This window comes from Nocardioides palaemonis, from assembly GCF_018275325.1.
GTDB classification, from domain to species: domain Bacteria; phylum Actinomycetota; class Actinomycetes; order Propionibacteriales; family Nocardioidaceae; genus Nocardioides; species Nocardioides palaemonis.
Genome location: NZ_JAGVQR010000001.1, coordinates 536,441 through 562,152, shown reverse-complemented (window position 1 = coordinate 562,152; position 25,712 = coordinate 536,441). Strand labels below are relative to the sequence as shown.

The window sequence follows — 25,712 nt, the reverse complement described above, 5'->3', positions numbered from 1 at the left end:
GGCTAGTGCGTGCCCGCCGAGCGTCCCAGCACCTTGCGGATCCGCTGGTCGCTGACCTTCTCCCGGGTGCCGAGCTGCTGGGCGAACAGGGAGACGCGGTACTCCTCGAGCAGCCAGCGCGCGTCGCGCAGGTGCTGCGGCATCGGCTGGCCCTCGGGCAGCGCCGCCACGGCGTGCAGCCACGCGTCCTGCAGGCCGGACAGCTGGTCCATCAGCTGGCGGTCGCGGGCGACCTGGTCGTCGAGGCGCTCGCGGCGCACGGTCACCGCCGCGAGGTAGCGGCTCAGGTCGCGCAGCCGCGACGGGCCCGCCTCCCCCACGATGCCGGCGGTCATCAGGCGGCCGACCTGCGCGCGCATGTCGGTGAGGGCGGGAAGCGTCACCAGGTCGGTGCGGCCCGAGATCGCCTTGTCGCACGCGCGCCACGACTCCAGCACCCGCATCACGTCGTGCACGGCCGCGCCGGTGCCGGTCGCGACGGCCGTGCGCGCGGCCCCGACCGTCGCGTCGAACGCGGCAGCGTCGCGCACGGAGGGGCGCGCGTCGACCACCTCGCCGACGATCCCCGCGCGCACGTCGTCGAGCAGGTCACCGACCGACGGGTAGGGCGAGCCCACGAGGGCCAGCTTGGCGCGTTGGTCGAGGCCCGCGTCGGCGAGCACGTCGTCGACCGGGCGTGCCGGGCCGAGCGCGAGCAGCACCAGCCGGCGTACGCCGAGTCGGTGGTGGGCCGCGGCCTCGTCGGCGGTGGCCAGGACCTGGAGGCCGACCGTGGCGCCCTCGTCGACGAGCGCGGGGAAGCCGCGCACCTCGTGCCCCGCACGGCGCTGCACGAACGACTCCTCGACGGTGCCGAAGGTCCAGCCGGTCTGCCCCGTCGCGGTGACGCCGGAGTCGGCGGCGACGTCGGCCATCGCCCGCTCGAAGGTCGGCCGGAGCGGCTCCTTGAGGGCGTCGAGGTCCTTGCCGCGGCCGGCCTCGCCACCGTCCTCGGCCACCACGCGGTAGGTCGGCCGCAGGTGCGCCGGGACCTTCGACCAGTCCCACGCGTCGCGGTCGATGACCAGGCTGCGGGTGCTGCGGGCGAAGCGCTCGAGGGCGTCGAGCAGCGGCTCCGCGCCGGGCGGGGTGGACGCGAGGAACTCGCGGGCGGTGTTGGGCGCGGGCACCATCGAGACGCGCAGGTTCTTCGGCAGCGAGCGGATCAGCTCGGTCACCAGCTCCTCACGCAGGCCCGGGACCAGCCACGAGAAGTCGTCGGCGTCGATCCGGTTGAGCGTGGCGACCGGCACGTCGATGGTGAGGCCGTCGTCGGCTGCACCGGGCTCGAAGTGATAGCTGATCGGGAAGGTCAGGCCCGCCTCGTCGCTGTCGTGCCACTGGGTCGGGAAGTCGCGCTCGCGCACCTCGCCGGCCGACTCGTTGGTGAGCATGTCGGGGTCGAAGGTGAGCAGGTCAGGCTTCTTCTGCCGCGCCCGCTTCCACCACTGGTCGAAGTGCTGGCCGCTGACCACGTCGGCGCCCACGCGGGCGTCGTAGAAGTCGAAGAGCGTCTGCTCGTCGACGACGATGTCGCGACGACGGGCGCGGTGCTCGAGCTCCTCGGCCTCCTCGAGCAGCCGCGCGTTGTCGGCGAGGAAGCGGTGACGGGAGTCCCAGTCGCGCTCGACCAGCGCGTGCCGGATGAACAGCTCGCGCGCCAGGGCCGGGTCGATCCGGCCGTACTGCACGAGCCGGTCGGCGACGAGCGGGACGCCGTAGAGGGTGACCCGCTCGCGGGCCATCACCGCGGCGCGCTTGCGCGACCAGTGCGGCTCGGAGTACGTCCGCTTGACGAGGTGGGCGCCGAGGCGCTCGGCCCACTCGGGCTGGATCGCAGCGTTCTGACGGGCCCACAGCCGCGACGTCTCGACCAGCTCGGCGCTCATCAGGAACGCGGGGTTGCGGCCCTTGAGCACGCTGCCGGGGAACACCGCGAAGCGGGCACCGCGGGCGCCGAGGTACTCCCGCATCGGCCGCCGCTCCCCCGGCTTGCCCTTCTCCCGCTCATCGAGCGCACCGACGTGGCTGAGCAGGCCGGACAGCAGCGCCTGGTGGATGCCGTCCTCGTCGTGGGCGGCGCCGCCCTCGCTGCCCACCTGGCGGCCGAGGTCGAGCTTCATCTCCTTGCAGACCTGGCGCAGCTGGGACTCGTAGTCCTGCCACTCGCGGATGCGGAGGTAGTTGAGGTGCTCGCGCCTGCACGTGCGCCGGAAGGCGCTCGACGAGAGCTCCTTCTGCTGCTGCTTGAGGTGGCGCCAGAGGTTGAGCCAGGTGAGGAAGTCGCTGGACTCGTGGGTGAAGCGCGCGTGCAGCTGGTCGGCCTGGGCGCGCTGCTCCTCCGGCCGCTCGCGCGGGTCCTGGACCGACAGCGCGGCGGCGATGACGAGCACGTCGCGCAGGCAGCCGAGGCGCTCGGCCTCGAGGATCATCCGGCCCAGGCGCGGGTCGATCGGCAGCCGGGCAAGGCGCCGGCCGACCTCGGTGAGCCGCGGGCCCGGCGCCCGCTGGGCTCCCCGGCGCCCGCTCCCGCGCTGGTTGAGGTGCGAGCCACCCTCTCCTCGGTGGTTGAGGTGCGAGGCACCCTCTCCTCGGTGGTTGAGGTGCGAGGCCGCCCGCGGCCGAGCCTCGAAACCACGTCCCCCGACGGACGAGGCGGCGGTCAGCGCCCCCAGCTCCTCGAGCAGGTCGGTGCCGGCCTTGATGTTGCGGCGGTCGGGCGGCTCGACGAACGGGAAGCGCGCGATGTCGCCGAGGCGCAGCGCGGCCATCTGGAGGATGACGCTGGCGAGGTTGGTGCGCAGGATCTCGGGGTCGGTGAACTCCGGGCGCGCCTCGAAGTCCTCCTCCGAGTAGAGCCGGATCGCGATGCCCTCCGACACGCGGCCGCACCGCCCGGACCGCTGGTTGGCGGAGGCCTGGCTGATCGGCTCGATCGGCAGCCGCTGCACCTTGGTCCGCACCGAGTAGCGGCTGATCCGCGCGACACCGGTGTCGACGACGTACCGGATGCCGGGGACGGTGAGCGACGTCTCGGCGACGTTGGTGGCCAGCACGACGCGGCGCACGAGCGAGGAGTGGCTGGAGAACACCTTGTGCTGGTCGGCGGCGCTGAGGCGGGAGTAGAGCGGCACGACCTCCAGCCGGTCGGAGCGCAGCGCGTCGAACGCGTCGGCGGTGTCGCGGATCTCGCGCTCGCCGGGCAGGAAGACCAGCACGTCGCCCGGCCCCTCAGCGGACAGCTCCTTCACCGCGTCGAGGATCGCCTCGGTCTGGTCGCGCTGGACCGGCTCGCCGTCCTCGTCGTCCTCCGGCAGCTCCAGCAGCGGGCGGTAGCGGACCTCCACGGGGTAGGTCCGACCCGACACCTCGACGACGGGTGCGTCGAAGTGCGCGGCGAAGCGGTCGACGTCGATGGTCGCGCTAGTGATGACGACCTTGAGGTCGGGGCGGCGCGGCAGCAGCCGCTTGAGGTAGCCGAGGAGGAAGTCGATGTTGAGGCTGCGCTCGTGGGCCTCGTCGATGATGATCGTGTCGTACCTGCGCAGGTCGCGGTCGCGCTGCAGCTCGGCGAGCAGGATGCCGTCGGTCATCAGCTTGACCCGGCTCGCGCGGCTGGTGCGGTCGGTGAAGCGCACCTGGTAGCCGACGACGTCGCCGAGCTCGGTGCCGAGCTCCTCGGCGATCCGCTCCGCGACCGACCGCGCGGCGATCCGGCGCGGCTGGGTGTGGCCGATCATCTTGTCCTGCCCGCGGCCGAGCTCGAGGCAGATCTTGGGCAGCTGGGTCGTCTTACCGGAGCCGGTCTCGCCGGCGACGATGACGACCTGGTGGTCGCGGATCGCCGCGGCGATGTCGTCGCGGCGCGCGGAGACCGGGAGCTCGGGCGGGTAGGTGATCTTCACAACGGGCGCCATTCTCGCCCACCGCGGCAACCGGGTTTCGCGCCAGCCCACGTCGAGTCGGCGCATGTGTCCCGCGCAGGGCCATCGAGTCGGCGCATGTGTCCCGCGCAGGGCCATCGAGTCGGCGCATGTGTCCCGCGCAGGGCCATCGAGTCGGCGCATGTGTCCCGGTGCGCGGCGCATTCGCGCCGACTCACCGCGCTCCGGCAGGACATTCGCGCCGACTCAGCGCGCCCCAGCAGGACATTCGCGCCGACTCGGAGCGTTCAGGAGCTGGAGCCCGAGTCGTCGTCGTCCTCGGGCGGCGTGGTGGGCTGGAGCTGGCCGGGCACGCCGGGGCCGCCGAACATCGGGCCGCGGTCGCGGTCGCCGTCGCGGTCGCCCATCGGCCCGAACTGGCCGAACCGGTCGCCGGGCCCGTGGTCGTCGGTGACCGCGTGGAAGACCGCGGTGCCGACGCCGCCGATGATCACACCGGCCAGCGCCGAGGCGACGAGCGCGCCGAGGCCGTACGCCCGGTCGCCGCGCGCCTGGTCGCGCCAGCGGCGGGCGCGACCCCAGCCCGCACCGGGCGGGGCGGCCGGCGGGACGTACGCACCCGCAGGGTACGGGTGACCCGCGGCCGGGGGCAGGGGGGCGGCCCCCGGGTCCGCGGGTCGAGCGTCAGGCGCATCCGCCGACGACGCGGCGACACCGGGGGACGCGGCGTCGGGCTGGTCGGCCGGGGTGCCCTGGGGGCGCACCGGCTGGGTCTCGTCGTGCGGCTGGTCCTTCTCGCTCATGGGCCGAGCCTCCGCCGCCTTGCTGTGCGCCACCTGTGCGTCCGCCCAGCGCGTCCCGTGAAAAAAGGTCTCGCGGCCGTGTCGAGGACCGCCTCCCGGCTCCGTCCCCGGTGTGGACGCAGCCATGATGGGCTGCACCTGACAAGGAGAGCAGATGCCGAAGTACCTGATCCTCAAGCACTACCGCGGCGTGCCCGCCGGCACCGTCAACGACCACCCGATGGAGGAGTGGACGCCCGACGAGGTCGACGCCCACATGGCGTTCATGGACGCCTTCGGCAAGCAGCTGGAGGCCGACGGCGAGTTCGTCGACGCCCAGGCGCTCTCGCCGGAGGGCGCGTTCGTCCGGGCGAACGACGCCGGCACCGGCCCGATGACGGACGGACCGTTCGCGGAGACCAAGGACCTCATCGCCGGGTGGTACGTCGTCGACGTCGACGGCTGGGACCGGGCCGTCGAGCTCGCCGGCCAGCTGTCCCTGGCGCCGGGCAAGGGCGGCAGGCCGATCCACGAGTGGCTCGAGGTCCGGCCGTTCTACGGCGCGCCGTCCCACCAGGACTGAGCCGGCCGTGACCGCCGCCTTCGACGAGGCCGTCCTGCGGGGCGTCGTGCCCCAGGTCATCGCGGTCCTCGTCCGTCGCGGAGCCGACTTCGCGGCGGCCGAGGACGCGGTGCAGGACGCCCTCGTCGAGGCGCTGCGGTCGTGGCCCGACGACCCGCCGCGCGACCCGAAGGGCTGGCTGGTCACCGTGGCGTGGCGGCGCTTCCTCGACGCCGCCCGCTCCGACGCGGCCCGGCAGCGGCGCGAGGCCGCGGTCGACCTCGAGCCCGCCCCCGGCGCGGCCGCGCAGGTCGACGACACCTTGCGGGTGTTCTTCCTCTGCGCCCACCCCGCGCTCACGCCCACCTCCGCGGTGGCGCTCACGCTCCGGGCGGTCGGCGGGCTGACCACCCGGCAGGTCGCCGAGGCGTTCCTCGTCCCCGAGGCCACCATGGCCCAGCGGATCAGCCGCGCCAAGCGCACGATCGCCGCCGAGCCGTTCGACCGGCCCGGCGACCCGGCGACGGTGCGGCGGGTGCTCTACCTCGTGTTCAACGAGGGCTACGGCGGCGACGTCGACCTCGCCTCCGAGGCGATCCGGCTGACCCGCGAGCTCGCCGCGCTGGCGCGCGACCCCGAGACCGACGGGCTGCTGGCGCTGATGCTGCTCCACCACGCCCGACGCGCCGCCCGGACCCGGGCCGACGGCACGCTGGTCCCGCTCGCCGAGCAGGACCGCTCCCGCTGGGACACCGCGGCCATCGCCGAGGGCGCACGCCTCCTCCAGGCCGCCCTGGCCGAGGACCGTCGCGGGGAGTACCAGCTGCAGGCCGCGATCGCGGCACTGCACGCCGACGCCCCGAGCGCGGCGGAGACCGACTGGGTGCAGGTCGTGGAGTGGTACGACGAGCTGCTCGCGCTCACCGGCAGCCCGGTCGTCCGGCTCAACCGCGCGGTCGCGGTCGGTGAGGCCGACGGCGCCCGGGCCGGGCTCGCCGCCCTCGCCGAGGTCGACCCCGCCCTGCCGCGGCACCGGGCGGCGGCGGCCCACCTCCACGAGAAGGCGGGCGACCGCGCCGTCGCCGCCCGGCTCTACGCCGAGGCCGCGGACCTGGCCTCCAGCCGGGCCGAGCGCGTGCACCTGATCCGGCAGGCGGCGCGCCTCAACGGCTCTGGCTGACACACGCACGGCGGACAGCGCGCTCACAGCAGGCACACAGCAACTCGCGGCAGGATGGGCCCATGACCGTGCCCCAGCTCACCCGCGCCGACGGCTCCCCCGTGCGCGTCCTCGTCGTCGACGACGAGGTCAACATCGCCGAGCTCCTCGCGATGGCGCTGCGCTACGAGGGGTGGGAGCTGCAGATGGCCCACACCGGCACCGACGCCGTCGCGACCGCCCGCGACTTCCGGCCCGACGCGGTCGTGCTCGACATCATGCTGCCGGACTTCGACGGGCTCGAGGTGCTGCGCCGCATGCGCGCGGACGGCAGCGACGTACCGGTGCTGTTCCTCACTGCGAAGGACGCCGTCGAGGACCGGATCGCCGGGCTCACCGCGGGTGGCGACGACTACGTCACCAAGCCGTTCTCCCTCGAGGAGGTGGTGGCGCGGCTGCGCGGGCTGATCCGCCGCGGCGGCACGGCAGCCCAGGCCGACGTGGGCAACGTGCTGGTCGTCGGCGACCTGACCCTCGACGAGGACAGCCACGAGGTGCAGCGCGCCGGCGAGGAGATCACCCTCACCGCCACCGAGTTCGAGCTGCTGCGCTTCCTCATGCGCAACCCGCGCCGGGTGCTGAGCAAGGCGCAGATCCTCGACCGGGTGTGGCAGTACGACTTCGGCGGCCAGGCCAACGTCGTCGAGCTCTACATCTCCTACCTCCGCAAGAAGGTCGACGCCGGCCGCGAGCCGATGATCCACACGATGCGGGGCGCGGGCTACGTCCTGAAGCCGGCGCCCTGATGGCGCGACCGCACCTGCGTCCCCTCACCCTCACCTCACGGGTGGTGGCGGTCGTCGTCGTGCTCGTCGCCCTTGCGGCGTTCCTGATCGGCACGGCCACCACGCTGGCGATGCAGAGCAACCTCGAGCGCCGGCTCGACGGCGACGTGCGCGACGCCGCCCGCTTCGCCATGGGGCCCGGCCGCCCCGGCCCGGACGGTGACGGCGACGGTCCGGGCGACCGCTTCGGCACCCTCAAGGCCTACTTCCCGTCCACCGGCAAGGGCTCCGGCACCGCGCCGACCGAGCAGGACGGGCAGAGCTGGTCGGCCTCGACACCGCTCGACGACGCTCAGCTCGCCGCGCTCGACGCCCTCCCGGCAGCGCGCAACCCGCAGACGGTCGACCTCCCCGGCCTCGGCAGCTACCGGGTGCTGGTGACCGACTACCCCACCACGTCCGGCGACGCCGTGACCGTCGTCGCCGGCCTGTCCCGCGCCGACCTGCACGAGACCGTCGAGCGGCTCGTCCAGCTCGAGGTGCTGGCCAGCCTCCTCGGCGTGCTCGCCGCCGCCGGCGCCGGCACCTGGGTCGTACGCCGCCAGCTCGCGCCACTGCGCGAGGTCGCCGGCACCGCCCACCTGGTCGCCGAGCTGCCGCTCGCCTCGGGCGACATCGAGATGACCGAGCGGGTGCCCGACCGGCTGACCGACGAGCGCACCGAGGTCGGCCAGGTCGGCGCGGCGCTCAACCGGATGCTCGACCACGTCGAGCAGTCGCTCGCCGAGCGGCACCGCAGCGAGCAGCAGGTACGGCAGTTCGTGGCCGACGCGTCCCACGAGCTGCGCACCCCGCTCGCCACCATCGCCGGCTACACGGAGCTGGCCCGCAAGCGCCCGGAGACCACCGGGACGGCCCTCGACAAGGTCGAGACCGAGTCGGGTCGGATGACGGCGCTCGTCGAGGACCTGCTGCTGCTCGCCCGTCTCGACGCCGGCCGCCCGCTCGACCGGGCCGACGTCGACCTGTCCCGCCTGCTGCTCGAGGCGGTCGACGACGCACGCGTGATCGATCGCGAGCGCTCGTGGCGGCTCTCGCTGCCCGAGGACCCCATCGTCGTGGCCGGTGACGAGGCAAGGCTGCACCAGGTGGTGACCAACCTGCTGACCAACGCGCGCAAGTACACCCCCGCCGGCAGCACCGTCACCGTCACGGCCGACCCCGACGGCTTCACCGTCCACGACGACGGCCCGGGCTTCGCCCCCGACCTCGCGCCGCGGGCGTTCGAGCGCTTCACCCGCGGCGACGCCGCCCGCACCCGCGCCGGCGGCGCCGGGCTCGGCCTGTCGCTGGTCGAGGCCATCGTCGGCGCCCACCGCGGGTCGGTCACGCTGGCGAGCGCGCCCGGCGACACGACGATCACCGTCCGCCTCCCCCGCGCCTGACCGACCGGTCACCTAGGGTCGGGACCATGGAGCCGGGGACGCCGATCAGGTGCGAGATGACCAAGTGGGGCGATCGGCCGCACTGGGCCTTCACCGGGTTCTACCTCGGCGAGGACGAGCACGGCGAGTGGATCGGCGTCCCGGCCGGCACCCACCACCGCCGCCCCGGCCACGAGTTCCACTCCGCCGTCGACACGGTGACGGTCGTCCACCCCGACCGCTGGCACCTGCCGACGTTCCAGGCGCCCGGGATCTGGTGCGACCTCTACGTCGACATGACCACGCCGCCGGTCTGGGACGGCCGCGTCCTGCGGGCCGTCGACCTCGACCTCGACGTGATCCGCCTGCCCGACCCGATCCCCGCCAGCCCCGCCCCGTGGGAGGACCCGCCCGCCGGCCCCGGCGAGACCTTCGTCGACGACGAGGACGAGTTCGCCGAGCACCAAGTGGCGTTCGGCTACCCCGCCGACGTCGTGACGGGGGCGCGAGCGAGCTGCGACGAGGTGCTGGCCGCGGTGCGCGCGGGCGCGGCGCCGTACGACGGCAGCCACCAGCGCTGGCTCGACGAGCTCAGTCGTCGGGCTGCTGCTCGGACTTCCTGAACGCGCGTCGTTCCGCGCGGGTCATCGCGCGGAACGGTCCGACCAGTCGCGGACCGGCGAGCCGGTTCTCCAGCTTGCGCGCCTCGCGCTTGACCGGCTGGGCGACGTACTCCCCGAGGATCACGCCCGACGCCAGCGCGATCGCGACCGAGATCGCGGTCATCAGCGCCAGGATGCCCTGCGAGACGAACGAGCCGCCCTCGGCGAGGAACGTCAGGCCGCGGTAGATCGACAGACCGGGCAGGAACGGCATGATCGCCGGCACCGCCACGACCAGCGGGGGCACCCTGACGCGTCCCGCCACGGCGTAGGCCACGAGGCCGATGAAGAACGCCGCGGCGCCGGCGGCGGCCGCCCGTCCGAAACCGGCGACGGTGACGACCTGGGAGACCAGCGCGGCGAACGCCGTGATGGACGCGACCGGCAGCACCGCACGCCGTGGGGCATAGCTGGCGACGCAGAACGCCGCGGCGGAGACCGCGGCGCCGAGCAGCACCGGCGGCAGGTCGGAGATCTCGCCGAGCTTGCCGGGCACCAGCCGGCCGAGCGGCATGCCCAGCCCGTCGGCGATCGAGATGCCGAAGCCGACGCCGGCGATGATCCCCGCCGTGGCCATCATCGCCTCGATGAGGCGGGCGCCGGAGGTGAGGTAGAAGCCGGTGAGGGCGTCCTGGACCGCTCCCATCAACCCGATGCCGGCCAGCAGCAGGATGATGTTGGCCGTGACCACGAGCGACGGATCGACGTCGATCGGGGTCGCGGCGACCCCGGCCGCGAGCACCGTCGCGATCGCGCCGCCGGCGACCTGGAGGTAGAAGAACGGCAGCCGTCGCCGCGCCATCAGCAGCTGGACCCGGTCGATGAGCACCGCGGCGACCGCAGCCACGGCGGACACGACCGGCCCGCCGCCGAGGAAGACGCCGATGGCTGCGGCCATGACTGCCCACGCGACCGTGACCGCCCAGCGCGGGAAGGCGTGACCCAGCGAGACGATCGTCGCCATCCGGGTGCGCGCGGTGTAGAGGTCGACCTGGTCGGTCAGCAGGTCGCGGACGAGGTGGTCGACCGACGTCAGGTCCTCGTAGTCGATGTCGCGCTGCTGCACGTGGCGTACCAGCAGCATCGGCACCTCCTCCGGCCCACGCTGGAAGCTCATCGACAGCGCGGTGAAGGTCACGTCGATCTCGGCGCCGCGCAGCCCGAGGTGGTCGGCCACCGACCGCATCGTCGCGGTCACGTCGGCCGCGCCGGCACCCGACGACAGCAGCATCTCGCCGATGCGCAGGCACAGGTCCATGGTCAGGTGGATCTCGCGGGCCCGCTCGGCCTCCTCGCGGGCCCGCTCCTCGGCCTCCTCCCGGGCGAGCTCCTCGGCGAGCTCGCGGGCTGCCCCGCGGGTCCACTCCGTCGCTGCCTCCGGCTGCTCGATCTGGTCCACGCGCACATGGTGGCACCCGGGCGACCCCACCGCGGAAGGTGGTCCGGCACGTCTCCCGGCCTCCCTAGAGTTGTCGCATGCGCATCGACTTCCACGCCTCGCCGCAGCCCACGCTGGGCGTCGAGTGGGAGCTCGCGCTGGTCGACCGCGAGACCCGCGACCTGGTCAGCGCGGCCGCCGACCTCGCCGACCGGGCCGCCCCGCGGCTCGAGCACCCGGAGCGGCTGCACCAGGAGCTGCTGCGCAACACCGTCGAGGTGGTGAGCGGGATCTGCCGCACCGTCGGGGAGGCGGTCGAGGACCTCACCGGGACGCTCGGCGTGGTGATGGACGCCGCCGACGAGCTCGGCGTCGACCTGATGGGCGCCGGGGCGCACCCCTTCGCCGACTGGTCGCACCAGCAGCTCACCGACGGCCACCGCTACGAGGAGCTGATCAACCGCACCCAGTGGTGGGGCCGGCAGATGCTGATCTGGGGCGTCCACGTCCACGTCGGGATGCCCGAGCGCGACCGGGTGATGCCGGTGCTGTCGTCGCTGCTCACGACGTACCCCCACCTGCTGGCGCTGTCGGCCAGCTCGCCGTTCTGGGCCGGCCAGGACACCGGCTACGCGTCCAACCGCGCGCTGATGTTCCAGCAGCTGCCGACCGCCGGGCTGCCGTTCACCTTCGAGTCCTGGGCCGACTTCGAGCGCTGCATCGACGACCAGACCACCACCGGCATCATCGACTCGATGGCCGACGTGCGCTGGGACGTACGCCCCGCACCCCACCTCGGCACCCTCGAGCACCGGGTCTGCGACGGCGTGTCCGACGTACGCGAGCTGGCCGCGCTGGTCGCGCTCGTCCACTGCCTCGTGGTCGACCTCGACGAGCGGCTCGTCGCCGGCGAGCGGCTGCCCACCCTGCCGCCCTGGCAGGTCCAGGAGAACAAGTGGCGCGCCGCGCGCTACGGCCTCGACGCGATCGTGATCCTCGACGACCGCAACCGCGAGCGGCTCGTGACCGACGACCTCGCCGACCTGCTCGAGCGGCTCACCCCGGTCGCGCGCCGGCTCGGCTGCGAGGACGAGCTGCGCACGGTCGCCGACATCCCCGTCCGCGGCTCGTCGGCCGACCGCCAGCGACGGGTCGCGGCCGCGCACCGCGGCGACCTGGTCTCGGTCGTCGACTCCGTCGTCACCGAGCTGCGTACGACGCTCGGGCGCTGACGGCGCCCCACCCCGGCGCGGGGTTGTGGCGCCGTCCCCGGGGCGAGAGGATGCGCGGACGCACGCGCCGCCGGGGACCGCGGCGGACACGGAGGAGACGCAGTGGTCAACCCGATCGACCCGACCGCCACCGGCTTCCTGCTCGCCGAGAACCGCAACATGCCGATGCACGTCGGTGGCCTCCAGCTGTTCGAGAAGCCCGAGGGCGCGGGCCGCGGCTATGTCCGCGAGATGTACGAGCAGATGCGTGACGTCGACGAGATCGCCCCGCTCTTCCTCAAGCACCCCTATCGCTCGGCGCGCACCGCCGGCCAGCTCGTCTGGCGCCCCGACGAGCAGTTCGACGTCGAGCACCACGTCCGGCACAGCGCCCTGCCGAAGCCCGGCCGCGTCCGCGAGCTGCTCGAGCTGTGCTCGCGGCTGCACAGCACCCGGCTGGCGTGGGAGCGCCCGCTGTGGGAGGCGACGATCATCGAGGGCCTGCGCGACGGGCGGGTCGCGATGTACACCAAGACCCACCACGCGCTGGTCGACGGCGTGTCCGCGATGCGGCTGCTGGCGAGCGTGCTCTCCACCGACCCCGACGAGCGCGGCATGCCCGCCCCGTGGGCGATGCGGCCGGGCGCGCCGCGGCCGGCCGAGGACGGTGCGACCTCCGACGTCTCCCTGGCCGACGTGTCGGCGCAGACCGTGCGGGCCGCGCTGGCGATCGCGTCGGAGGCCGCCGGGATGCCCGGGGCGCTGGTGCGCACCCTCAACCGCAGCGTCCGCAACGAGACGTCGGCGCTCTCGCTCTACGCCCCGCGCACGATCCTCAACCAGAACATCACCGGCTCGCGCCGCTTCGCCGCCCAGGACTGGCCGATCGAGCGCCTCCGCGCGGTCGGGAAGGCCAGCGGCACGACGATCAACGACGTCGTGCTCGCGATGGTCAGCGGCGCGATCCGGGCCTACCTCCTCGAGCTCGACGCGCTCCCCGACACCACCCTCGTCTCGATGGTCCCGGTCGGGCTGAAGGCGAAGGAGTCGCACCTCGCGTCCTCCGACGGCGGCAACGCGGTCGGCTCGGTCATGGTGCAGCTCGGCACCCACCTCCCCGACCCCGCCGACCGGCTCGCCGCGATCCACCGCTCGATGGCCGACGGCAAGCAGGGGCTGTCGTCGATGACCCCGACCCAGATCCTCGCGATGAGCGCGCTGGGCCAGGCCCCGGCGATCCTCGGTCCGGCGCTGCGGATGAGCGGCATCGTCCGCCCGCCCTACAACCTGATCGTCAGCAACGTCCCCGGCCCGCGCACCACCCACTACTGGAACGGCGCCCGCCTCGTCGGCACCTACCCGCTCTCGATCCCGATCAACGGGATGGCGCTCAACATCACCTGCACCTCCTACGACGGCAAGATGTGCTTCGGCCTCACCGGCTGCCGCCGCACCGTCCCGCGCCTGCAGCTGATGCTCGGCCACCTCGACGACGAGCTGAAGGCCCTCGAGCGCGCCGCCGGCCTCGCTGGTTGAGGTGCGAGGAGCCAGCCCCTCGCTGGTTGAGGTGCGAGGAGCGCCAGCGACGAGCCTCGAAACCTGCGAGCACGCACCGGCCCCTCGCTGGTTGAGGTGCGAGGAGCGCCAGCGACGAGCCTCGAAACCTGCGAGCACCCACCTCCGCGTGGTTTCGAGGCTCGCTCCGCTCGCACCTCAACCACCGAGGGGCGGCTCGGTGGGGCGCGGCTTGCCCCCACGCCGGGAGGCCAGCTCGGGGAGCGCGTCGAAGTCCCCGCGGATGAGGGCCTCGCGCTTGCGCCGGCTCCAGCCCTGGATCTGCTTCTCGAGGGCGAAGGCCAGACCGACGTGCTCCACCTCTTCGTGCCACACGAGCGTCACCGGGCGCCGCGATCGGGTGTACGCGCAGCCGTCCCGGTCGGAGTTGTGCTGGAACATCCGCAGCTCGAGGCTGCGGGTGCTGCCGACGTAGTAGGACCCGTCGGCGCAGCGGAGCATGTAGACGAAGGGCATGGGATCGATGGTCGCCATCGGCGAGCGTCCTCGCGAGGGGGTGGCGGCGATCTGTGGACGAGCGGATCCCTCGCTGGTTGAGGTGCGAGGAGCGCCAGCCCCTCGCTGGTTGAGGTGCGAGGAGCGCTAGCGACGAGCCTCGAAACCTGCGAGAGCAGTCCGACGTGGTTTCGAGGCTCGCTCCGCTCGCACCTCAACCACCGAAGGAAGCGTGGTTTCGAGGCTCGCTCCGCTCGCACCTCAACCACCGAAGGAAGCGTGGTTTCGAGGCTCGCTCCGCTCGCACCTCAACCACCGAGGGGCTCCGCTCGCACCTCAACCACCGAGGAGCGTCAGGGGAGGACGTCGAGCCCGCCGCCGAGCTGGTCGGCGACGGCGGCCAGGCGCGCTCGGGTGATGTCGGCGACCGTCGCCAGGCCGGCGAGCCGGGCATCGGACCCCTCGCGCGTCGGCTCGGCGGAGTTGATGCTGATGCAGCGGCGCGAGCCGCCGTCGGCGAGGTTGGCGAGCGCGACGGCGTGACCGGTCGTGCCGCTGCCGGCGAACGGGTCGAGCACCAGGACGTCGTCGGGCACGGTCTCGAGGATCCGCCGCACCAGCCCGGTCGGCTTGGGCGACTCGAACACCTTGCCGACGAGCGCCTTGAGCTCGGCGACCGCGGTGTCGGTCGAGCCGATCTCCTCGGCCAGCCAGATCGTGCGGAGCTTCTTGCGCCGACCGCCCTCACGGTGCAGCCAGTCGCGCTGGAAGATGTCCGCGCGCTCGCCGCCGCGCCCGCGGATCACCCGGCACTCGAGGTCGTCGAGGCGCTCGTCGACCCGCGGTCGCGACCACCGCCACACCGCCGGACGACCGTCGCCGAAGACCGGCGTCAGCTCCCGCGCCCCGGCGAACGCCGCGGTCGCCACGCGTCCGCTGACCGGGTCGCCCCACAGCGGGTAGTGCAGGGTCGGCGCCGTCAGCGGGTTGAACTTGGTGTTGGTGTTGCGCAGCGGGAGGTAGCGGAAGCGCCGCCCGTCGGCCGACGTCTGCGGGAAGTCGGCCTCGTCGACCGCCCCGCTCGAGCTCCCGTCGACGACGCACCGGGACACGTCGCGGGCGTACGCCAGGACGTACTCGTGGCTGGTCGCGAACCCGCGGCCGAGCTGGCGGCCCTTGGGGTTGAGGTTGACCACCACCTGCGCGAGGAAGTTGGCCTCCCCGAACACCTCGTCCATCAGCAGGCGCAGGTGGGCCGCCTCGTTGTCGTCGATGCTCACGAAGACCGCGCCGTGGGGCGCGAGCACGGTGCGCACCGCCTCGAGGCGCGGGCGCATCATCGCCGTCCACGCGGAGTGGCGACGGGCGTGGGCGTCGGCGTGCGGGGCGTCGCGCGCCGCGTCGCGGAAGCGGTCGGCATAGGCGAAGTCGTTGCCCGTGTTGTAGGGCGGGTCGGTGCAGACGAGGTCGACCGACCCTGGGGCCAGCCGCGGCAGCACGTCGAGGTTGTCGCCGACGAGGAGGGTGTTCCACGCCTCCCCCGGGCGGACCGGGGCGGGCGGGACCGGCTCGTCTGGCACGACGGGCAGCCTAGGCGCTCGCGACGCGTACCGCAGGGGCGTGCACCGACCTGCTCGTCCCAATTTTCCCACCAGTACCACAGCGTCCTTTACTCTGGAGCGCGTGCCTGCCTTCACCCGCCGCCCTTCCCGTGCCCCGCTGACGCGCGGCCGCCTGCTCACCGTCGCCACCGCCGGTGTCCTGGTGGCCGGTCTCGGCGTCGCCCCGTCGATGGCTGACGACCGCGACGGCGCCCCGACCACGCAGGCCCGCGCCGGCCTCGCGAAGGGGTCGACCAGCGGCTACCGCGGGCGCAACCAGACCTCCGACGGCAAGCCCGGCACCGTCGTCGGCCCGCCGGTCAACCTGCGCGGCAAGGCGACGACGGCCAACGACGTCAGCTATGAGATCGCCCCCGGCATCACGGTCCGCGAGTGGGACCAGGTCGACGGGCGCCAGCCGGTCGGCCAGGTCCGGATGAACCTCGTCAGCGTCAGCCTCGACGCCCCCAACGTCAGCTTCGGCTCGCTGTCGCCGACCTACGTCACCAGCCGCAAGAAGGTCAGCGAGTTCGGCGCCTGGAACGGGGCGCTCGCCGCGGTCAACGGCGACTTCTTCGACATCGGCCGCACCGACGCGCCGCTCGGCATCACCGTCGACCAGGACCGCGGCACGCTCGGCGGCTCCCGCGACGGCTGGATCCCGGGAGTCAACTCCACGCTCTGGTTCGACGCCGACGGCCCGCACATCAGCCCGCTGAGCCTCCAGTACGTCCTGCGCCAGCGCCAGAAGTGGGCGATCTCCGGCATCAACCACCCGTCGGTGACGCCCGGCGAGATCGGCGTCTACGACTCCGACTGGCACCGCACCGCAGGCTACGAGGTGACCGCCGGCAAGAAGCGCGCGCGTGAGGTGTGGCTGCGCAAGAACCGGGTCGTGTCCAACCGCCCGAAGCTGTCGAGCGGGAAGAAGATCCACAAGGTGGAGCGGGTGCTGATCGGCACCGGCCCGATGGCCGCCAAGCTGAAGACCCTCAAGAAGGGCAAGAAGCTCACGCTGAGGCAGCGCATCGGCGGCGGCACGCCGACGCTCGCCGTCAGCGGCGACCGCCCGCTGCTCGTCAACGGCGTCCGCTCGGTCATCAACGACACGATCGCGCACCCGCGCACCGCGGTGGGCATCGACGCCGACGGCCGCAAGCTGCTGATCCTCGTCGTGGACGGCCGCTCGACGGTCAGCCGCGGCTACACCATGGTCGAGCTCGCCGACATGATGACCGCGCTGGGCGCGGAGAACGCGATCAACTTCGACGGCGGCGGCTCGTCGGCGATGTACACCCGCGGCGCCACCGGCGCGATGGGCCTCATCAACGAGCCGTCCGACGGCAACGAGCGACTCGTCGCCAACGCGTTCGGGGTCTTCTACAACGCTGAGCTGCCGCCGGTCGTGCCGATCACGCCGACCCCGACCGTCACGCCGACGACGCCGCCCCCGGCCTGACCCCGGAGACGTGCCCGGCGCCTCAGGCGTCGGGCACGGTGAAGACGACGACGAAGGTCATCGCGGCGAAGCACTCGATGTTGCCCTTGGGCAGCTTGGCGACGACCTGGAAACCGGCCTCACCCGGCTCGATCGCCACCTGCCGCGGACGCTCGCAGCCCACGCCGGCGATCGCGCCGTAGGTCGTCGCACCGCTGGCGGCGTCCTGCTGCTCGGCGGCGGTCTGGCTGACCACGGCACCGAACTCCGGGGAGAGCCCCGAGACGAAGTCGGTCCGCGCCTGGTCGGTGTCGAGCGCGAACGCCATGTCGGAGGCCTGGCCGCCCGCATCGGTGCCGGTGACCAGCACGGCCTCGGTGACGCCGGCCGACCCGCGTACCTCGATCGGCTCGGGGGCAGGCGTGGCGGGCGCGGACGTCGACTCGCTCGGCGTCTCGCTCGGCGTCTCGCTCGGCGTCTCGCTGGGGCTCTCGCTGGGCGACGGGCTCGAGGAGGCGGCCGGGTCCGTGGCCGTGTCGTCGCCACCGTCGTCGGAGCCGCAGCCGGCGAGGGCCGCGGTGAGGGCGACGCCCGAGACGAGGGCGGCGAGGGTCCGGGTGCGGGCGCCCGAGCGGCGCAGTGAGGTCGTCATGGTGATCAGACGGTAGCGGCCCGCCGTCGGCTCCCCCGGCAGGCGCGTCGACGCGACGCAGGCGCCACTGGCAGGCTGGGCGCATGCCGGACACCGAGCCCGAGGCCGACCGCGCGACCGAGCCCGTCCGCGAGGCGGTGCGCGAGTACGCCGCGCTCCAGCCGCAGCTGACCGCCGCGACGGCCGGCTACGTCACGCTCGTCCGCACCCTGCTCGACGACGCCGGCATCGACTACCTCAGCGTCACCGGTCGCACCAAGAGCGTCGCGTCGTTCGCCGCGAAGGCCAACCGGAGCGCCGACGGGCGCCTCCTCTACCCCGAGCCGCTCACCCAGATCACCGACCAGATCGGCGTCCGGGTCATCACCTACGTGCACAGCGACGTGGCAGCCGTGGCGGACCTGCTCGCCGACGAGCTCGACCTGCTCGACGACCGCGACCTCGGCGCGGAGACGGCCCGGTCGGGTCGTTTCGGCTACGCCAGCCGCCACCTGCTGGTGCGGGTGCGCGAGGACGACGAGGCGCACCGCGACCTCGTCGGGCACCGCGGCAGCGTCCAGGTCCGCACCGTGCTCCAGCACGCGTGGGCCGAGTTCGAGCACGACATCCGCTACAAGGGCAACGTGCCAGAGGAGGCGGCCGCCGACCTCGACCGGCGCTTCACCCTCGCCGCCGGCCTCATCGAGCTCGCCGACCAGGAGTTCGCCACCATCCGCGAGCGGATCCAGGCAGCGGCCCCGGGACGGCAGGCCGAGCCGGAGGCCGACCACATCGTCGGCCAGGAGCTCGCGACGTTCCTGGCCGGCCACTACAGCGACGCCGGCTGGTCCCACACCGACCACTACGACTGGATCGCCGACCTGCTCGCCCAGCTCGGCATCGGCACCGTCGACGACCTCGCCGACCTGCTCACGTCCGTCGACGCCGACGCGGTCATCCGGCGGATGGGCTACCGCTACCCCGCCGGTGCCGTGCGGCGCCTCGACGACGCGCTGCTCGCGATCTTCGGCGAGCAGTACGTCTCCCTCGAAGGCAACAGCCACCGGATCCCCAAGCTCCGGGCGCGGCTCGAGCGGCTCTCCACCCCCGAGACCTGAGAGCCGCGCTCAGGCAGGCCCCCTAGGGTTGCGGCATGACCCGGCCGTCGTGGACCACCCTCGCCCCCGTCCTGGCCATCGTGGCCCTCGTGCCGGCCTGGTTCGCCCATCCCGAGAGCAGCCTCGTGCTCGGCGTCCTCGCGCTCCTGCTGGTCGGCGCGGTCCTGGCGGCCGTCCACCACGCCGAGGTGGTCGCCCACCGGGTGGGTGAGCCGTACGGCTCCCTCGTGCTCGCCGTCGCGGTCACGATCATCGAGGTCGGGCTGATCGTCACGCTGATGGTGACCGCCGACAAGGACGCCTCCGGGCTGGCCCGCGACACCGTCTTCGCGGCCGTGATGATCACGGTCAACGGCATCGTCGGGATCTCGCTGCTGGTGGGCGCCCTCAAGCACCACCTCGCGGTCTTCAACCCCGAGGGCACCGGCGCCGCGCTCGCCACGGTGATCTCGCTGGCCGTCCTGTGCCTGGTCATCCCGTCGGTGACCACCTCCGAGCCCGGTCCCGAGTTCACCGGCGCCCAGCTCGCCTTCGCCGCGATCGCGTCCCTCGCGCTCTACGGCATGTTCGTGTTCACCCAGACCATCCGCCACCGCGACTTCTTCCTGCCGGTGGCGCCCCAGCAGTACGTCCCGATGGTGGCGACCCGGGGCGCGGACGCACCGTCCGCCGCGCCGTCCGACTCCTTCGAGCACGAGCCGGTCGACCTCGACGAGGACGGCCACGCCGACCCGCCGACCAACCGTGCGGCGCTCGCCAGCCTCGGGCTGCTCGTGCTGTCGCTCGTCGCGGTCGTCGGCCTCGCCAAGATCGAGTCGCCGGCCATCGAGTCCGGTGTGGCCGCACTGGGCTTCCCCAACGCCGTCGTCGGCGTCGTGATCGCCCTCCTGGTGCTCGCCCCCGAGACGATCGCGGCGGTGCGCGCCGCGCTGCGCAACCGCGTCCAGGTGAGCCTCAACCTCGCCCTCGGCTCCGCGATGGCCTCGATCGGCCTCACCATCCCGGCGATCGCCATCGCGAGCATCTGGCTCGAGGGCCCGCTCGAGCTCGGCCTCAACCAGCTGCAGACCGTCCTGCTGCTGCTCACCGCCGCCGTCGCGATCCTCACCGTGGTGCCGGGGCGGGCCAAGACGCTGCAGGGCGGCGTGCACCTCGTCCTGCTGGCGTCGTTCCTGTTCCTCACCATCGCCCCCTGACGCACGCGAGCGGTGGCCCACCCACCGTCCCGGAGCCGGGAGCGTGGGTGGACCACCGCTCGGGTGGTCAGGCGATCAGCCGAAGTACGAGGCGTAGATCTCGTCGTAGGTGCCGTTCTCGCGGAGGTCGGCGAGCGTGCTGTTGATGGTGCGCAGGAGCGGGATGTTGCCGTCCTTCTTCACCGCCATGCCGTACTGCTCGCCGGTCTCGAACTCCTTGGCGAGCTTGAGGCTCGGGTTCTCCTTGACGAACTGGCCCGAGACGGTGTTGTCGAGCACCGCCGCGTCCAGCTCCCCGGCGGCCAGCGCCGCCTGCAGCCCGGCAGCGTCGTCGTAGGCCGTGACCTGGGTGGACTCCGGCGCGAAGTCGCTGATGTAGGTCTCGCCGGTGGTGTCCTTCTGGACGCCGACCCGCTTGCCGCCCAGCTCCTCGAGCTGGTCGAGCCCCGACCCGCGCGGCGTGATGAGCGCCTGCTTGGCGTCGAAGTACGGACTGGAGAAGTCCAGGACGCGCGCCCGGTCGCCGGTGATGGTCATCGCCGAGATCGCGACGTCACACACGTCCTTGTTGAGCGCGTCGCCCGACGTGATGTCGTCGAAGGACACGTCGACTACGTCGATGTCGACCTTCAGCGCGTCGGCGACGGCCTTGCCCAGGTCGACGTCGAAGCCGACCAGCTTGCCCTTCTCCTCGTAGACGAAGGGCTGGTACGGGCTGTCGGTGCAGACGGTCAGCACGCCGTCGAACACCAGGTCGACGGTGCTGAGCGCGTCGGCCGACTCACCGTTGGCGCTGCCGCCGCAGGCGCTCAGCGTGGTCATCAGGGCCATCGCCGAGAGGGCGGCGGCAGCGACTCGAAGGGGCCCGGGACGGGCGGGGATGCGGGTCATGGGTCAGTTCGCATTCACGGTGAGCGACTCGCGCAGTCGCATGAGGGCGTATTCGGTGATCTTCACGAGCGCGCCCTTGGCCTGCTCGCGGTCGCGGGCGTCCAGGCTGATGATCGGCACCTCGGGCGGCAGCGCGAGCGCAGCCGCGATCTCCGAGGCGGGGTAGCGCGGGACGCCGTCGAACTCGTTGACCGCGACGATGAACGGGATGCCCTTGGACTCGAAGTAGTCCAGCGGCGAGAACGACTCGTCGAGGCGGGCGACGTCGACCAGCACGATGGCGCCGATGGCGCCGCGGCACAGGTCGTCCCACATGAACCAGAAGCGGCGCTGTCCGGGCGTGCCGAACAGGTAGAGGACCAGGTCCTCGGCCAGGGTCAGGCGGCCGAAGTCCATGGCGACCGTGGTGGTCGCCTTGGTCGGCACGGCGGCGAGGTCGTCGACGCCCTCGGACTCGTTGGTCACGAGTGCCTCGGTGCGCAGCGGGTCGATCTCCGAGACGGCGCCGACGAGCGTCGACTTGCCGACGCCGAAGCCGCCTGCGATGACGATCTTCGTCGACGCAGCCGCTCGCTGTGCCTTAGTAGTTTCGAAGTCCACGGAGGGTCCTTTCGATGAGCTCGAGACGCTCATCTGTCGACGTCTTCTCGGTGATGGTGGCCTGGATCCGGACCAGGCCCTGCTCGATCAGGTCACCCAGCAGCACCCGGGTGACGCCGATCGGCATCTTGGTCAGCGCCGACACCTCGGCTACGGATCGCCGGTCGCAGACCTCGAGGACCTGCGCGGCAGAGGGGGTGAGGACGGGCGCCTCCGCACCGGCCTGGAGGCGCAGCGTGGCCTCCATGGGCAGGTCGACGGTGGTCGCCGTCCGCCCAGCGGTGATGGTGTACGACCGGATCAGCCGAGGGCGGTAGCCCTCGTCCTCCGGCTCGACTGGCGGCGTCATGCCCGGAGCTCCGGTCAGCCGCCCGTACCGACGCGGGCCTGGGCCTCGACGGTACGTCCCACACGGTCCACGAGGAGGGCCATCTCGTAGCCCACCTGGCCGATGTCGGCCTCCTCGGTGGTGAGCACGGTCAGGTTCGACCCGTCACCGACGCTCATGAGCATCAGGAAGCCCATCTCCATCTCGACGATGGTCTGCATGACCGAGCCGCCCTCGAACAGGCGCGCGGCACCGACCGCGAGGCTCGCCAGACCGGAGGAGACGGCGGCCACCTGCTCGGCGCGCTCACCGGGGATGCTCGTGCTCGAGGCCATCAGCAGGCCGTCGGCGGAGACCAGGATCGCGTGCGCGGCGTCGGGGACTTCCTCGACGAACCGCGACATCACCCAGTCGAGGTCGCGGTCGTCCGCAGCGGTGGCGCTGGGAACGGCGGCGGAGGATTCGTAGCTCATGCGGGGCCTGCTTCCGTGTGCTGGGGGGAACTTTGGGCTGCTCGTCGTCCGCGGGACACTCCCGCGGAGTGGGCCTGGAGCCGACGCCTGATGGCTTCGGGGTCACGCGTCTTGGCGGCTGTGGGCGGGGTCACGCTACCCGGCACCAGGCGCTCTCCGGGGGCACGTCGCGGAAGTCCGCTCGGCGTGGCCGCCGGCACCGGGACCTCCTCGGCCACGTGCTCGGCGATCTCCCAGCCGCGGTCGACCTCGGTCTCGTGGATCTGGGTCGCGTCGCCGGTCAGCCAGCCCGACCGCATCGACTTGAAGATCGGCGAGTCGCCGCCCACCCGGACCGGCTCCGAGGAGCTCGGCAGGCCGGGCATGTCGCGGTTGATCTCGGCGGCGGCGCCGGGCGTACGCGTCGGCAGCGCACCGTTGGCGGCACCGTTGGCGGCACCGTTGAGCGCGACGGCCGGCTCGAGCTGCGGCTCCGGCTCGGGCTCCGGCTCCGGCTCCGGCTCGACGGCGACGGGCTCCGGCTCGGGCTCCGGCTCGACGGCGACGGGCTCGGGCTCCGGCTCGACGGCGACGGGCTCGGGCTCCGGCTCGACGGGCTCCGGCTCGACGGCGACGGGCTCACGGGGCGTGTCGAGACCGAGCGGGTCGGCCGCGTCCACCTCGAGGTCGTCCTCGTCCGCGTGCGCCGCCACCTGCTCGACCGGGGGCTCCTCGGCGACGGGCTCCTGGACGACAGGCTCCTCGACGACAGGCTCCTCGACGACAGGCTCCTCGACGACAGGCTCCTCGACGACAGGCTCCTCGACGACCGGCTCCTCGACGACCGGCTCCTCGACCTGGGGCTCGGCCTCGGCGGCCGGCTCCTCGGGGAGCGGGTCGGTGAGCGGGTCCGGCGTCCGGTCGACCGCGACCTCGGGCTCTGCGACCTCGGGCTCCGCCTCGACCTCGGGCGTGGCGGAGCGCGCCTCCTCGGCCTGGGCACGCTGCCGCGAGGCGAGCGCGGTGATCGGGACCACCGGGGCGACCTTCTCGGCCGCGTCGGGCGCGGTCGAGGCGGCCGGCTCCGCGGCAGCGTCGGCGGCGTCGGACGACGACTCGGAGGTCGGCGTGCTCGGCGTGGAGCGCTTGCCGAAGAGCGGACCGGTCGCGCCGGAGGTCTCCGGCGGCAGGAACGCGTCGGCTCCGGTGCGGGGCATGTTGGCGCCGGGCTCGCGGCGCGGCAGCAGGCTCTCCAGCGGCGGACGGTCCGGCGTGGGCTCGGACGCGGCAGGGGCGGCCTCGGCGACCGGGGCGGTCGCCGGCTCCTCGACCGTCACGGGCTGCTCGGGCTTCGCGGCCTTCTGGGCCTTCTCGGCCTCGGCCTTCTCCGCCTTCTCCGCCTTCTCCGCCTTGGCGGCTGCCTTCGACGCGGCCTTGGCCTCGGCCCGCTCGGCGCGGCTCAGGGTCCGGCTGCTGCGCTTGGGCTCGGTCGGCACGGTCGGCGCCTCGACGGCCTCCGGCTCCGGCAGGCGCACGGGCGACTCGAGGGACTCTGCACCCTGGGCCGGCGCGACCGAGGTCTGCGGCAGGTCCGGCAGCACCGGGGCCGGCAGCGCGACGGTCGCCGTCATGCCACCACCCGGGTTGCGGTCGAGGGTCACGACGATGCCGTGGCGCTCGGCGAGGCGCGAGACCACGAACAGGCCCATCCGGCGGGCGGTGTCGGGCGTCGCCTCCGCGCCGTGCTCGAGGTCGCGGTTGAGCTGCTCGAGCTCGGCCGGCGGCACCCCGAGGCCGGAGTCGGTGATGGTGATCGCCACGCCGTCGCCCTGGAGCTTGGCGGCGAGCCGGACCGGCTCGGTCGGCGGGGAGTAGGTGAGCGCGTTGTCGACCAGCTCGGTGAGCAGGTGCACCAGGTCGGCGGCGGCGTCCTCGCCGACGCGGGTGGCGAGGTGCGACAGGATCTGCACCCGCTGGTAGTCCTGCACGCCCGACGTCGCGGCCTGCAGGGCCTCGCCGATGGTGAGGCTGAACGACCCGGCAGCGCGGTTCGGGGCGTCGGCGAGGATCAGCAGCGAGTCGGCCGTACGACGCATGCGCGAGGCGAGGTGGTCGAGGCGGAACAGCGACTCGAGGCGCTTGGGGTCCTCCTCGTCGTGCTCGAGGCGCTCGATCTGGGCCAGCTGCTGGTTGACCAGCGAGTTGGACCGGCGCGAGAGCGTCACGAACATCGCGTTGACGGTCTGGCGGAGCTGGGCCTCGCCCGACGCGAGGTGGATGGCCTGGCGGTGGAGGTCGTCGACCGCTCGGGCGACCTGGCCGATCTCCTCGTTGGTGGTGACGTCGATCGTCTTGATCGGCTCGGGCTCCTGGCCCGCGCGGATCCGGGCGACCGCGTCGGGCAGGCGGTGGCGGGCCACGGCCAGGGCGCCCTCGCGGACGCGGCCGATCGGCTCGAGGAGGCTGCGCGCGATGTAGAGCGCGATGGCGACCGCGACGGCGAGGGCCAGCAGGACCAGCGCGGCACCGAGGATGGCGTTGCGGCGGGCGTCGGAGGCGGCCTCGTTGAGCGACGCGGTCACGCCCTTGAGCAGCTTGGCGGTGATCTGGTCGTAGGGCGCGTAGGCGTCGCGGCCGTCGAGGTTCGTGGCGGAGTTGTCGCGGATCTGCCCGGCGTGGCGGGTGTTCTGCGTGCGGAGCTCGGCGGTCTGCGCCTCGGCGCCGGTGACCGAGCCGGCGAGACGGTCGATGGCCGCCGCCTCCACGCCGACCTCCGAGAACAGCTCCTGCGAGCTCGACTGCGAGAGCGTGGTGGCGAGCAGTCCCTGCTGCATGGCGAGGGAGAGCCGGCCGCTCATCGCCTGCGAGATCTGCTCGAGCCGGGGCTCCGGCGTGTCCTGGGCGGCGTTGACGCTGGTGATCAGCTGCGACACGCTCGACTCGAGCTGGCGCACCAGGGCGATCCAGGTCGCGGGGCCGAGGTCCTCGGCGCCCTCGCCGCGGATGGCCTGGCTGAGGTCGAGCAGCGCGTTGACGTGGGCGGCCTGGAGGTCGGTGAGGTCGGCGCTGTCGCGGGCCTGCTCGAGGGCGTCGGCGTCGGTGGTGATGTCGTCGATGGCGTCGATCAGGTCGCCCTGGCTGGCCGCGCTGTCGGACTGCGCGGCGACCATGGCGGTCTCCGCGGCGGTCAGGTAGTCGACGGCGGGCTGGATGATCGTCACCTGGTTGGCGCTGCTCGACGCGCTGCGCGAGTCCGCGAGGTCGTTCTGGACCCGCAGGCCACCGAGGAGGGCGGCGAGCAGCAGCGGGATCGCCAGGGCGAGCGCGATCTTGCGGCGCAGCGGCCAGCCGGCGACCGTGCTGGCCGCACCCTGGCGGGTGGTGGCTGCATCCTGAGTCATGTGTGCCTCGCGATACGTGAGCGATTCGACGACGAAACGAGCGCTTCGGTCTGGACCGGAGCAAACTCAACTTAGGGATCTGCGCGACATTCCGTGGCGTTTTCCCAGAACTGTGTCTCGAAGGTGTATGTGGATCGTCAACGTGCGGGGGTGACGCCCC

21 protein-coding genes are annotated in these 25,712 nt (G+C 73.1%); 10 read left to right on the top strand and 11 right to left on the bottom strand.

Going from position 1 to position 25,712, the window contains the following annotated elements:
• Positions 1–2: 2 nt before the first annotated feature.
• Positions 3–3,956: an ATP-dependent RNA helicase HrpA gene (hrpA, locus tag KDN32_RS02655; RefSeq protein WP_211730567.1), complete on the bottom strand. Its 3,954-nt coding sequence runs from the start codon at positions 3,954–3,956 to the stop codon at positions 3–5.
• A gap of 254 nt (positions 3,957–4,210) precedes the next feature.
• Positions 4,211–4,726 carry a hypothetical protein gene (locus tag KDN32_RS02650; RefSeq protein ID WP_211730566.1) on the bottom strand — a complete coding sequence of 172 codons (516 nt, stop codon included), beginning with the start codon at positions 4,724–4,726 and terminating at the stop codon, positions 4,211–4,213.
• 154 nt (positions 4,727–4,880) lie between these two features.
• Between KDN32_RS02650 and KDN32_RS02645 the strand changes: the two genes are divergently transcribed.
• The 5 genes from KDN32_RS02645 to KDN32_RS02625 all read left to right on the top strand — a co-directional run bounded on the left by KDN32_RS02645 (position 4,881) and on the right by KDN32_RS02625 (position 9,258).
• Positions 4,881–5,288, top strand: a complete 408-nt coding sequence (locus tag KDN32_RS02645; protein ID WP_211730565.1) for a YciI family protein — start codon at positions 4,881–4,883, stop codon at positions 5,286–5,288.
• A gap of 7 nt (positions 5,289–5,295) precedes the next feature.
• Positions 5,296–6,447 (top strand): RNA polymerase sigma factor, encoded by a 1,152-nt coding sequence (locus KDN32_RS02640; RefSeq protein ID WP_211730564.1) that lies wholly within the window; start codon positions 5,296–5,298, stop codon positions 6,445–6,447.
• 62 nt (positions 6,448–6,509) lie between these two features.
• Positions 6,510–7,232: a response regulator transcription factor gene (locus KDN32_RS02635; protein WP_211730563.1), complete on the top strand. Its 723-nt coding sequence runs from the start codon at positions 6,510–6,512 to the stop codon at positions 7,230–7,232.
• Complete coding sequence (locus tag KDN32_RS02630) at positions 7,232–8,656, top strand: sensor histidine kinase (protein ID WP_211730562.1); 1,425 nt, start codon at positions 7,232–7,234, stop codon at positions 8,654–8,656. Before KDN32_RS02635 ends, KDN32_RS02630 begins: the two co-directional genes overlap by 1 nt.
• Before the next feature lie 26 nt (positions 8,657–8,682).
• Positions 8,683–9,258: a ribonuclease FAU-1 family protein gene (locus KDN32_RS02625; RefSeq protein ID WP_211730561.1), complete on the top strand. Its 576-nt coding sequence runs from the start codon at positions 8,683–8,685 to the stop codon at positions 9,256–9,258.
• Here the strand turns inward: KDN32_RS02625 and KDN32_RS02620 are convergent.
• Positions 9,227–10,696, bottom strand: coding sequence for a threonine/serine exporter family protein (locus tag KDN32_RS02620; protein WP_307853639.1), 1,470 nt, complete (start codon positions 10,694–10,696; stop codon positions 9,227–9,229). The two genes, KDN32_RS02625 and KDN32_RS02620, sit on opposite strands and share 32 nt — an antisense overlap.
• A gap of 77 nt (positions 10,697–10,773) precedes the next feature.
• Between KDN32_RS02620 and KDN32_RS02615 the strand changes: the two genes are divergently transcribed.
• Both KDN32_RS02615 and KDN32_RS02610 read left to right on the top strand, forming a co-directional pair.
• Positions 10,774–11,907 carry a glutamate--cysteine ligase gene (locus KDN32_RS02615; protein ID WP_211730560.1) on the top strand — a complete coding sequence of 378 codons (1,134 nt, stop codon included), beginning with the start codon at positions 10,774–10,776 and terminating at the stop codon, positions 11,905–11,907.
• Positions 11,908–12,009: 102 nt separating this feature from the next.
• Positions 12,010–13,422 (top strand): WS/DGAT/MGAT family O-acyltransferase, encoded by a 1,413-nt coding sequence (locus tag KDN32_RS02610; protein WP_211730559.1) that lies wholly within the window; start codon positions 12,010–12,012, stop codon positions 13,420–13,422.
• 177 nt (positions 13,423–13,599) lie between these two features.
• On the opposite strand, the gene KDN32_RS02605 is transcribed toward KDN32_RS02610, so the two are convergent.
• On the bottom strand, positions 13,600–13,917 hold the full coding sequence (locus tag KDN32_RS02605; protein ID WP_211730558.1) for a GIY-YIG nuclease family protein: 318 nt from the start codon (positions 13,915–13,917) through the stop codon (positions 13,600–13,602).
• A 332-nt stretch (positions 13,918–14,249) separates the two neighbouring features.
• On the bottom strand, positions 14,250–15,476 hold the full coding sequence (locus KDN32_RS02600) for a site-specific DNA-methyltransferase (protein WP_211730557.1): 1,227 nt from the start codon (positions 15,474–15,476) through the stop codon (positions 14,250–14,252).
• A 103-nt stretch (positions 15,477–15,579) separates the two neighbouring features.
• Between KDN32_RS02600 and KDN32_RS23160 the strand changes: the two genes are divergently transcribed.
• Positions 15,580–16,956: a phosphodiester glycosidase family protein gene (locus tag KDN32_RS23160; protein WP_211730556.1), complete on the top strand. Its 1,377-nt coding sequence runs from the start codon at positions 15,580–15,582 to the stop codon at positions 16,954–16,956.
• 22 nt (positions 16,957–16,978) lie between these two features.
• Here the strand turns inward: KDN32_RS23160 and KDN32_RS02590 are convergent, their stop codons facing one another.
• Entirely contained in the window at positions 16,979–17,587 is a 609-nt protein-coding gene (locus KDN32_RS02590) for a hypothetical protein (protein ID WP_211730555.1), read from the bottom strand.
• A gap of 83 nt (positions 17,588–17,670) precedes the next feature.
• Between KDN32_RS02590 and KDN32_RS02585 the strand changes: the two genes are divergently transcribed.
• A complete protein-coding gene (locus KDN32_RS02585) occupies positions 17,671–18,684 on the top strand; it encodes a GTP pyrophosphokinase (protein WP_211730554.1) in 1,014 nt (337 codons plus the stop codon).
• A gap of 35 nt (positions 18,685–18,719) precedes the next feature.
• Entirely contained in the window at positions 18,720–19,880 is a 1,161-nt protein-coding gene (locus KDN32_RS02580) for a calcium:cation antiporter (RefSeq protein ID WP_211730553.1), read from the top strand.
• Between the two features lie 75 nt (positions 19,881–19,955).
• Here KDN32_RS02580 and KDN32_RS02575 read toward each other — a convergent pair whose 3' ends face one another.
• From KDN32_RS02575 to KDN32_RS02555, 5 genes are read right to left on the bottom strand one after another with little or no spacing between them, the layout of a single operon-like run.
• Entirely contained in the window at positions 19,956–20,771 is an 816-nt protein-coding gene (locus KDN32_RS02575) for an ABC transporter substrate-binding protein (RefSeq protein WP_211730552.1), read from the bottom strand.
• A gap of 3 nt (positions 20,772–20,774) precedes the next feature.
• A complete protein-coding gene (locus KDN32_RS02570) occupies positions 20,775–21,371 on the bottom strand; it encodes a GTP-binding protein (RefSeq protein ID WP_230444388.1) in 597 nt (198 codons plus the stop codon).
• Positions 21,352–21,720, bottom strand: coding sequence for a DUF742 domain-containing protein (locus tag KDN32_RS02565; RefSeq protein WP_211730550.1), 369 nt, complete (start codon positions 21,718–21,720; stop codon positions 21,352–21,354). The genes KDN32_RS02570 and KDN32_RS02565 overlap by 20 nt, the downstream gene beginning before the upstream one ends.
• A gap of 14 nt (positions 21,721–21,734) precedes the next feature.
• Positions 21,735–22,172: a roadblock/LC7 domain-containing protein gene (locus KDN32_RS02560; protein WP_211730549.1), complete on the bottom strand. Its 438-nt coding sequence runs from the start codon at positions 22,170–22,172 to the stop codon at positions 21,735–21,737.
• A complete protein-coding gene (locus KDN32_RS02555; RefSeq protein ID WP_211730548.1) occupies positions 22,169–25,552 on the bottom strand; it encodes a sensor histidine kinase in 3,384 nt (1,127 codons plus the stop codon). Before KDN32_RS02555 ends, KDN32_RS02560 begins: the two co-directional genes overlap by 4 nt.
• Positions 25,553–25,712 lie beyond the last annotated feature (160 nt).